8 protein-coding genes are annotated in these 8,293 nt (G+C 57.9%); all 8 read left to right on the top strand.

Annotated elements, in window-relative coordinates:
• Positions 1-156 precede the first annotated feature (156 nt).
• The 8 genes from eat to QMX93_RS28490 all read left to right on the top strand — a co-directional run bounded on the left by eat (position 157) and on the right by QMX93_RS28490 (position 7,768).
• Positions 157-1,608, top strand: coding sequence for an ethanolamine permease (gene eat / locus QMX93_RS28525; protein WP_282358882.1), 1,452 nt, complete (start codon positions 157-159; stop codon positions 1,606-1,608).
• Positions 1,609-1,660: 52 nt separating this feature from the next.
• The gene (locus tag QMX93_RS28520; protein ID WP_038361972.1) at positions 1,661-3,055 is read left to right on the top strand and encodes an ethanolamine ammonia-lyase subunit EutB; all 1,395 of its coding nucleotides are present in this window, start codon (positions 1,661-1,663) and stop codon (positions 3,053-3,055) included.
• 5 nt (positions 3,056-3,060) lie between these two features.
• Complete coding sequence (gene eutC, locus QMX93_RS28515) at positions 3,061-3,885, top strand: ethanolamine ammonia-lyase subunit EutC (RefSeq protein WP_282358880.1); 825 nt, start codon at positions 3,061-3,063, stop codon at positions 3,883-3,885.
• Between the two features lie 116 nt (positions 3,886-4,001).
• Complete coding sequence (locus QMX93_RS28510; protein WP_003228592.1) at positions 4,002-4,463, top strand: GNAT family N-acetyltransferase; 462 nt, start codon at positions 4,002-4,004, stop codon at positions 4,461-4,463.
• Between the two features lie 224 nt (positions 4,464-4,687).
• On the top strand, positions 4,688-5,338 hold the full coding sequence (locus QMX93_RS28505; protein ID WP_053124211.1) for a DedA family protein: 651 nt from the start codon (positions 4,688-4,690) through the stop codon (positions 5,336-5,338).
• Between the two features lie 3 nt (positions 5,339-5,341).
• Positions 5,342-6,154 carry a zinc-dependent peptidase gene (locus tag QMX93_RS28500; RefSeq protein ID WP_282358877.1) on the top strand — a complete coding sequence of 271 codons (813 nt, stop codon included), beginning with the start codon at positions 5,342-5,344 and terminating at the stop codon, positions 6,152-6,154.
• Between the two features lie 121 nt (positions 6,155-6,275).
• Positions 6,276-6,803, top strand: a complete 528-nt coding sequence (gene ppa, locus QMX93_RS28495) for an inorganic diphosphatase (RefSeq protein WP_003205933.1) — start codon at positions 6,276-6,278, stop codon at positions 6,801-6,803.
• 221 nt (positions 6,804-7,024) lie between these two features.
• Positions 7,025-7,768, top strand: coding sequence for a helix-turn-helix transcriptional regulator (locus tag QMX93_RS28490; RefSeq protein ID WP_053124215.1), 744 nt, complete (start codon positions 7,025-7,027; stop codon positions 7,766-7,768).
• The last annotated feature ends 525 nt before the right edge of the window (positions 7,769-8,293 follow it).

Raw genomic sequence — 8,293 nt, 5'->3', positions numbered from 1 at the left:
GGCTCGCTCCCACAGGGAATTGCGTGCGCCTGCAATATCCGACCCGACACAAATCCAATGTGGGAGCGAGCCTGCTCGCGAAAGCGGTGTGTCATTCAACCCGATGTTTCCTGACGGAACACCCGGGCCAATACAACAATAAGAAAGGTGAACCCTATGCCTAGCGAATCCCCCACTGGCGCTCCGGCGTCCGGTGCCTCCGTCGACTTTGAAAAAGTCGGCTCTGATTACTTTCAACAACGCGAACTGAAAAAAGGCGCCGCCGGCTGGGTTCTGCTGGTGGGTCTGGGCGTTGCCTACGTGATTTCCGGCGACTATGCCGGCTGGAACTTCGGCTTGGCACAGGGTGGCTGGGGCGGCATGTTCCTAGCGACACTGCTGATGGCCACCATGTACCTGTGCATGTGTTTTTCTCTCGCCGAACTGTCTTCAATGATCCCCACCGCCGGCGGTGGCTACGGTTTTGCCCGCAGCGCATTCGGACCGTGGGGAGGATTTCTCACCGGCACCGCGATTCTCATCGAATACGCCATTGCCCCGGCGGCCATTGCAGTATTCATCGGCGCCTACTGCGAATCTTTATTTGGCATCGGCGGCTGGATGATCTATCTGGCCTTCTACATCATTTTCATTGCCATCCATATTTTCGGGGTCGGCGAAGCGCTCAAGCTGATGTTCGTCATCACAGCTATCGCCGCGATTGCGCTGGGGGTATTTCTGGTGGCGATGGTGCCGCACTTCGACATTGCCAACCTGCTCGATATCCCCGTGACCGAGGCCGCAGGCGCCAGTCCATTCCTGCCATTCGGCTACGTAGGCGTCTGGGCAGCGATTCCCTACGCGATCTGGTTCTTCCTGGCCGTTGAAGGCGTGCCGCTGGCCGCCGAGGAAACCAAGAACCCCAAGCGTGACCTGCCGCGTGGCCTGATCGGCGCGATGCTGGTGCTGCTGATGTTCGCGTTGCTGATTCTGATCGTCGGCCCCGGCGGTGCGGGCGCCAACTCCTTGCTGACTTCGGGAAACCCGTTGGTCGAAGCGTTGAGCAAGGCTTATGGCGGCTCCACCTGGATGGGCAGCTTCGTCAACCTAGTGGGACTGGCCGGGCTGATTGCCAGTTTCTTCTCGATCATCTACGCGTATTCGCGGCAGATTTTCGCGCTGTCCCGCGCCGGATACCTGCCACGCAAACTATCCGAAACCAATAAAAGCAAAGCTCCGGTACTGGCGTTGGTGATCCCCGGCATCATCGGCTTCGGCCTGTCGCTTACAGGCCAGGGCGACTTGCTGATTCTGGTAGCGGTGTTCGGCGCGACCATCTCCTACGTGCTGATGATGGCTGCACACATCACCCTGCGCATTCGCCGCCCCAAAATGGATCGGCCGTATCGCACCCCGGGCGGCATCTTCACTTCCGGCGTCGCTTTGGTGCTCGCGTGCATCGCCGTAGTGGCGGGCTTTCTGGTCGATCCACGGGTGGTCATCGGTGCCGCCGTCATCTATGGAGTGTTAATTGCTTACTTTGCACTCTACAGTCGACATCACTTGGTAGCAGGCACGCCGGAAGAAGAATTCGCGGCGATCCAGAAGGCTGAGAAAGCCTTGCACTGACGGCAGACAATCACGGTGCAGACCCGGTCTGCGCCGTCACGGAGAATTGTATATGGCCAGTTTCGCTCACACCGTCGGCGCCCAGACCTATCGCTTCGACAGCCTCAAGGACGTCATGGCCAAGGCCAGCCCGGCGCGCTCCGGGGATTTCCTCGCCGGTGTCGCCGCGCTCAATGATGGCGAACGCGTAGCAGCACAAATGGCGCTGGCCGACATCCCGCTCACGCATTTCCTGCAAGAAGCGCTGATCCCCTACGAATCCGATGAAGTCACCCGACTGATCATCGACACCCACGACAAACAGGCCTTCGCCGTGGTCAGCCACCTCACCGTCGGCGGCTTCCGCGACTGGCTGCTCAGCGACGCCGCCGATGAAACCAGCCTGCGCAATCTCGCCCCCGGCCTGACGCCGGAAATGGTCGCCGCCGTGTCGAAAATCATGCGCGTGCAGGATTTGGTATTGGTCGCGCAGAAGATCCGCGTGGTGACGAAATTTCGCGGCACTCTCGGCCTGCGCGGGCGCCTGTCCACGCGTCTGCAACCAAACCACCCGACCGACGAACCCTCCGGCATCGCCGCGAGCATTCTCGACGGTCTGCTCTACGGCAACGGCGATGCGATGATCGGCATCAACCCGGCCACCGACAGCATTGCCTCGATTTGCGCGATGCTGGAAATGCTCGACGCGATCATCCAGCGCTACGACATTCCGACTCAAGCCTGCGTGCTCACCCACGTCACCACCTCGATCGAGGCGATCAACCGGGGCGTGCCGCTGGATCTGGTGTTCCAGTCGATTGCCGGCACCGAAGCGGCCAACGCCAGTTTCGGTATCAACCTGAATGTCTTGCAGGAAGGTTACGACGCGGGCCTGAGCCTGAATCGCGGCACCCTCGGGCAAAACCTGATGTATTTCGAAACAGGTCAAGGCAGCGCGCTATCGGCCAACGCTCATCACGGTGTCGATCAACAGACCTGCGAAACCCGGGCCTATGCCGTGGCACGGCATTTCAAACCGTTTCTGGTGAACACCGTCGTAGGATTTATCGGCCCGGAATACCTCTACAACGGCAAACAGATCATCCGCGCCGGCCTCGAAGACCACTTCTGCGGCAAGCTCCTCGGCGTGCCGATGGGTTGCGACATCTGCTACACCAACCACGCCGAAGCCGATCAGGACGACATGGACACCCTGCTGACTCTGCTCGGTGTCGCCGGGATCAACTTCATCATGGGCATCCCCGGCTCCGACGACATCATGCTCAATTACCAGACCACTTCGTTTCATGACGCGCTCTACGCTCGCCAGACACTAGGCCTGAAACCAGCCCCGGAATTTGAACAATGGCTGGCCAACATGGGCATCTTCACGCAGGCGGACGGCAAGGTTCGCTTCGGTAACAATCTGCCGCCGGCCTTCCGCCAGGCGTTGGCGCAACTGGGATGAGTCGCATGGATAAACCGCCCGTCGATCCGCAAAACCCTTGGCTGGAACTGCGCCGCCTGACCCCGGCGCGGATCGCCCTTGGCCGCACCGGCACCAGTCTGCCGACCAGCGCGCAACTGGATTTTCAGTTTGCTCACGCTCAGGCGCGAGATGCGGTGCATTTGCCGTTTGATCACGCGGGGCTCAGTGCGCAATTAAGTGAACGAGGGCGTGAGAGTTTACTGCTTCACAGTGCGGCGCTGGATCGCAACAGCTACCTGCAACGCCCGGATCTGGGACGCAAACTCAGCGATGACTCGGCGCAAAGTCTTCGCGACTACTTGGCCGCGCACCCCGGCGGGGTCGATCTGGTGATTGTCGTCGCGGATGGCTTGTCGGCACTGGCAGTGCATCGCCACACGCTGCCGTTTATCACCCGTCTGGAAGAACAAATGAGCGGCGATGGCTGGTCAATCGCCCCAGTGGTCTTGGTGGAACAGGGTCGCGTCGCCATCGGCGATGAAATCGGGCAATTACTCGGCGCGAAAATGGTGGTGATGCTGATTGGTGAGCGCCCGGGGCTCAGTTCGCCGGACAGCTTGGGGCTGTATTTCACCTACAACCCAAAAGTTGGTCTGACCGATGCCTATCGCAACTGCATTTCCAATGTCCGGCTGGAGGGTTTGAGCTACGGCATGGCGGCGCATCGCTTGCTGTACCTGATGCGCGAGGCGTGCCGGCGGCAGCTGTCGGGGGTCAACCTGAAGGATGAAGCGCAAGTTCAGACGCTGGAGTCGGACGCTGATAAGGACATGAAAGGAAACTTCCTACTGGATCCGCCGCCAAACTGAACCGTTTCTGCATTGCGTTTCTGATCCTGTTTGAGGCAGGATCGATGCACGGCCGCCAGGGTTTCCCGTCGCCGTCACAGCACGTGAAGACAGCCACTTGAAGGACGAGACCTGACATGCGGATTATCCAAGCGACCCTCGAACACCTTGATTTGCTCACGCCGTTGTTCGTCAAATACCGCGAGTTTTATGGCTCCCTGCCTTATCCCGACTCGTCCCGCGCTTTTCTCGAAAAGCGTCTGCGACGCAAGGAATCGGTGATTTATCTGGCGCTGGCCGATGATGACGACAAAAAGCTCATGGGTTTCTGTCAGCTCTATCCGAGCTTTTCATCGCTGTCGCTCAAGCGCGTGTGGATCCTCAACGACATCTACGTCGCCGAAGACGCGCGCCGCCAACTCGTCGCCGACAATCTGATCCGCACTGCGAAGAAGATGGCCAAGGAAACCCAGGCTGTACGCATGCGCGTGTCCACCAGCAGCAACAACGAAGTGGCGCAGAAAACCTACGAATCAATTGGGTTCAAGGAAGACACCGAGTTCAAGAACTACGTGTTGCCGATCAGCGACGAGCTCTGAAGTCAAAAGATCGCAGCCTTCGGTAGCTCCTACGGGGCTGCGATCCACTCCCTGACAATTACTCACACACCGACATCCCTCGCTACAAAACCAACGCGCTTTTGATGTTTCAGGCCGTATAATCTCGAGCTTCCCAGCTTGTAAGAAAAACTACACCTCGCTGTAGGCTTACACGAAGTTATCCGCACAGGCCTGCCGAGTCGGGCCGCCATACAGGTGCCTCCATGGATTTCAACCCGCTCGACCTGATCCTGCATCTCGACGTTTATCTCGATTTGCTGGTTAACAACTACGGGCCGTGGATCTACGCCATCCTGTTTCTGGTGATTTTCTGCGAAACCGGTCTGGTGGTGATGCCATTCCTGCCGGGTGATTCACTGCTGTTCATCGCCGGCGCTGTAGCGGCCGGCGGCGGCATGGATCCAGTACTGCTGGGCGGTTTGCTGATGCTCGCGGCGATTCTCGGCGACAGTACCAATTACGTGATCGGACGAACGGCCGGCGAGAAGCTGTTCAGCAATCCGAACTCGAAAATCTTCCGTCGTGACTATCTGCAAAAGACCCATGATTTCTACGACAAGCACGGCGGCAAAACCGTAACACTGGCGCGCTTTCTGCCGATCATCCGTACCTTCGCTCCGTTCGTGGCAGGCGTTGCGCGTATGCCGTATCCACGTTTCTTCGGTTTCAGTGTTCTGGGTACGATCCTCTGGGTGGGCGGCCTCGTGACGCTGGGCTACTTCTTCGGCAACGTTCCGTTCATCAAGAAGAACCTGTCGTTGCTGGTTGTTGCGATCATCTTGCTGTCTCTCATTCCGATGATCATCGGCGTGGTGCGCAGCCGTTTTGGCGGCACTAAAGCCCAATCGCACTAAGCGATGTGGTCGCTAAGCGCCTGGCGGCGTCGACGCATCCTCGCCAAGCACCCGATTGCCGACGACATGTGGCAACGGGTGCGCCATCACCTGAGTTTTCTCGACGGCATCACTGTTGCCGAAGATCAGTGGCTGCGCGAAGCCTGCGTCCTGTTCCTCGAAGAAAAACACCTGACCGCCCTGCCCGGCGTCGAACTGCATCAGGAACAACGCCTGCTGCTTGCCGCTCAGGCGCAATTGCCGCTGCTCAATCTTGGTGATCTGAATTGGTATCAAGGCTTCCACGAAATCGTCCTTTATCCCGATGACTTTGTCAGCCCGCAACGACACCGCGATGCCAGCGGCGTCGAGCACGAATGGGATGGCGAACACAGCGGCGAAGCCTGGCAGCAGGGGCCGATTATTCTCGCCTGGCCTGGGGTGATGGCCAGTGGTGGCTGGGAAGGTTACAACCTGGTGATCCACGAGCTGGCGCACAAACTCGACATGCTCAATGGCGATGCCAATGGCCTGCCACCGCTGCACGCGGACATGCGCGTCAGCGACTGGGCCGAGGTCATGCAGGCCGCTTACGATGATCTTGATGGTCAGCTAGAGCGTAATCCTGACGCCGAGACCGCGATCGATCCTTACGCGGCTGAGAATCCGGCAGAGTTCTTTGCCGTCACCAGTGAGTACTTCTTCAGCGCACCCGATCTGCTCCATGAGACTTATCCACAGGTCTATGAGCAGTTGCGACTTTTCTATCGTCAGGATCCATTGAGCAGGTTGCGGCAACTTCAGGCCAGCGACCCGGTCTATCAGGCTCACGACTAAGGTCTGCACGACCTTGAGGACTTTCGGTGAATGGCGTCGACGGCAGAATATGCCTATAATCGCCGCCACTTTTTGGTCAATCCGGCCAAGTGTTTTTGGTCAACTACGGGGGCAACGCCCAATGAGCTACAGCAAGATTCCGGCTGGCAAAGACCTGCCGAACGACATCTACGTCGCGATCGAGATTCCGGCCAACCACGCGCCGATCAAATACGAAATCGACAAAGACAGCGATTGCCTGTTCGTTGACCGTTTCATGGCCACCCCAATGTTCTACCCGGCCAACTACGGTTACATCCCGAACACCCTGGCTGACGACGGTGATCCCCTCGACGTGCTGGTTGTAACCCCTTACCCGGTTGCGCCAGGCTCGGTTATCCGTGCACGTCCGGTTGGCATCCTGAACATGACCGACGACGGCGGCGGCGATGCCAAAGTCATCGCAGTGCCACACGACAAGCTGTCCCAGCTGTACGTGGACGTTAAGGAATACACCGACCTGCCGCCTCTGCTGATCCAGCAGATCGAGCACTTCTTCGCGAACTACAAAGATCTCGAAAAAGGCAAATGGGTCAAGATCGAAGGCTGGGCCGGTGCAGACGCCGCCCGCGAAGCAATCACCAAGTCGGTTGCTGCCTACAAAGGCTAAGACGCTTCGGCTCGCGTGATGCTTGAAGAAAACCCCGGATATCCGGGGTTTTTTATCGACGTGAGCCAGCCGCTTAAACAGGCTGTTTATCGCTCTCTTGATATTGTTGTGACCTGTTTAATTTCCCACAAGAACGTCTTACATCCCGTCGTAAAATTCAGCCTGCTTTTGAACGGTCGGTTTATTCAAACCGCTCTGGCACGGCCGTAGACTCCGTGTTTATGAGAAAGAACACGAGCGGTCCAAGATTCAAGGCACTCCTGGAAGCAGCGAACATCTCCACCACGGGATTCGCAAAGTTCTGGGGCACGGAAGCCCAAAATGTCCACAACTGGTACACCCGGGGCGTCCCGGCGTATCGCATGGAAGAGGTCTCACGCCTGCTGTCCGTGAACAGCGAATGGCTGAAGACTGGCGAAGGCCACAAGGAGTCGCCGCGTCTCCATGCCCCTGCCAGCAATGGCGACACCTTCGACGCCCAATCCGTGCGCGGCGTCTATACGGTCATTGATCCCAACGACATCGACCTGGTGTTTTTCAATGAGAAACCGCTCACCGATACCGGCAAAACACACGTCATCGAAGATACGGATCAATCCATCCGCCTGCTTCGCGCACAGCTGGATCAACTTGAAATAAAACACTCTGACGCTATCTGTGCACGCATGATCGGCAACAGCATGGCCGAGCGAATCGAAGACGGATCCATCGTTGCCATTGATCGAGGACTGACTCAGGTCGTCGATGGCGAGATCTATGCGATCGAACACGACGGGATGTTGCGCATCAAGTATCTGCATCGCATGCCGGGCAATGGCTTGCGCCTGCGTAGCCACAACAGTGCCGAGTACCCGGACGAGATCTTCCGTGCAGCGCAACTGGACGAGCAGCGGATTCATATTCTGGGCTGGGTGTTCTGGTGGTCGACACTGAGCAAGCGTCGGCCGGTGGTGCCGTTTCTCTAATGATCGTCAGTGCACAACGCTATTTCTGATGCTTTGACGGCTCTAATCCGCACTTCGGGCTGGGAATATGCGGTAAAAATCAGTATCCTTCGCCCCACATTTGCGCATCGACCCGCCCTGCGGTTCTGATAGCGCCCGACGCGGCAGACCAACCTCTGACCAAGTCCCACAGCCGGACGCAAGATCCGGGTGTACGTTTTGAAGGCTGGCGCGGTTTACCAAAAATGAACCAAGCCAGTCCCCGAGAAGCCGGCCACAAGCCGGCTTTTTAATGCCTGCCAGAAAGACACTCACCTGTTAATTCGCTCGCTGCTAGCTCACTTCGGCCTGTCAGGTTGCGGCGCGCTGGGTGGCGCCTGTCCATTGTCTTGTTAAAAACTCTTTCGGTGACTTTCCTACGGGCAAAACAAAACCCCAACTGCTTTCGCAATTGGGGTTTCGGAATTTAATCTTGACGATGACCTACTCTCACATGGGGAAACCCCACACTACCATCGGCGATGCATCGTTTCACTGCTGAGTTCG

This window comes from Pseudomonas sp. PS01303 (assembly GCF_029959385.1).
Taxonomy (GTDB): domain Bacteria; phylum Pseudomonadota; class Gammaproteobacteria; order Pseudomonadales; family Pseudomonadaceae; genus Aquipseudomonas; species Aquipseudomonas rustica.
The sequence above is the reverse complement of the archived record's forward strand: the minus strand, read 5'-3'. Positions and strand labels throughout refer to the sequence as shown.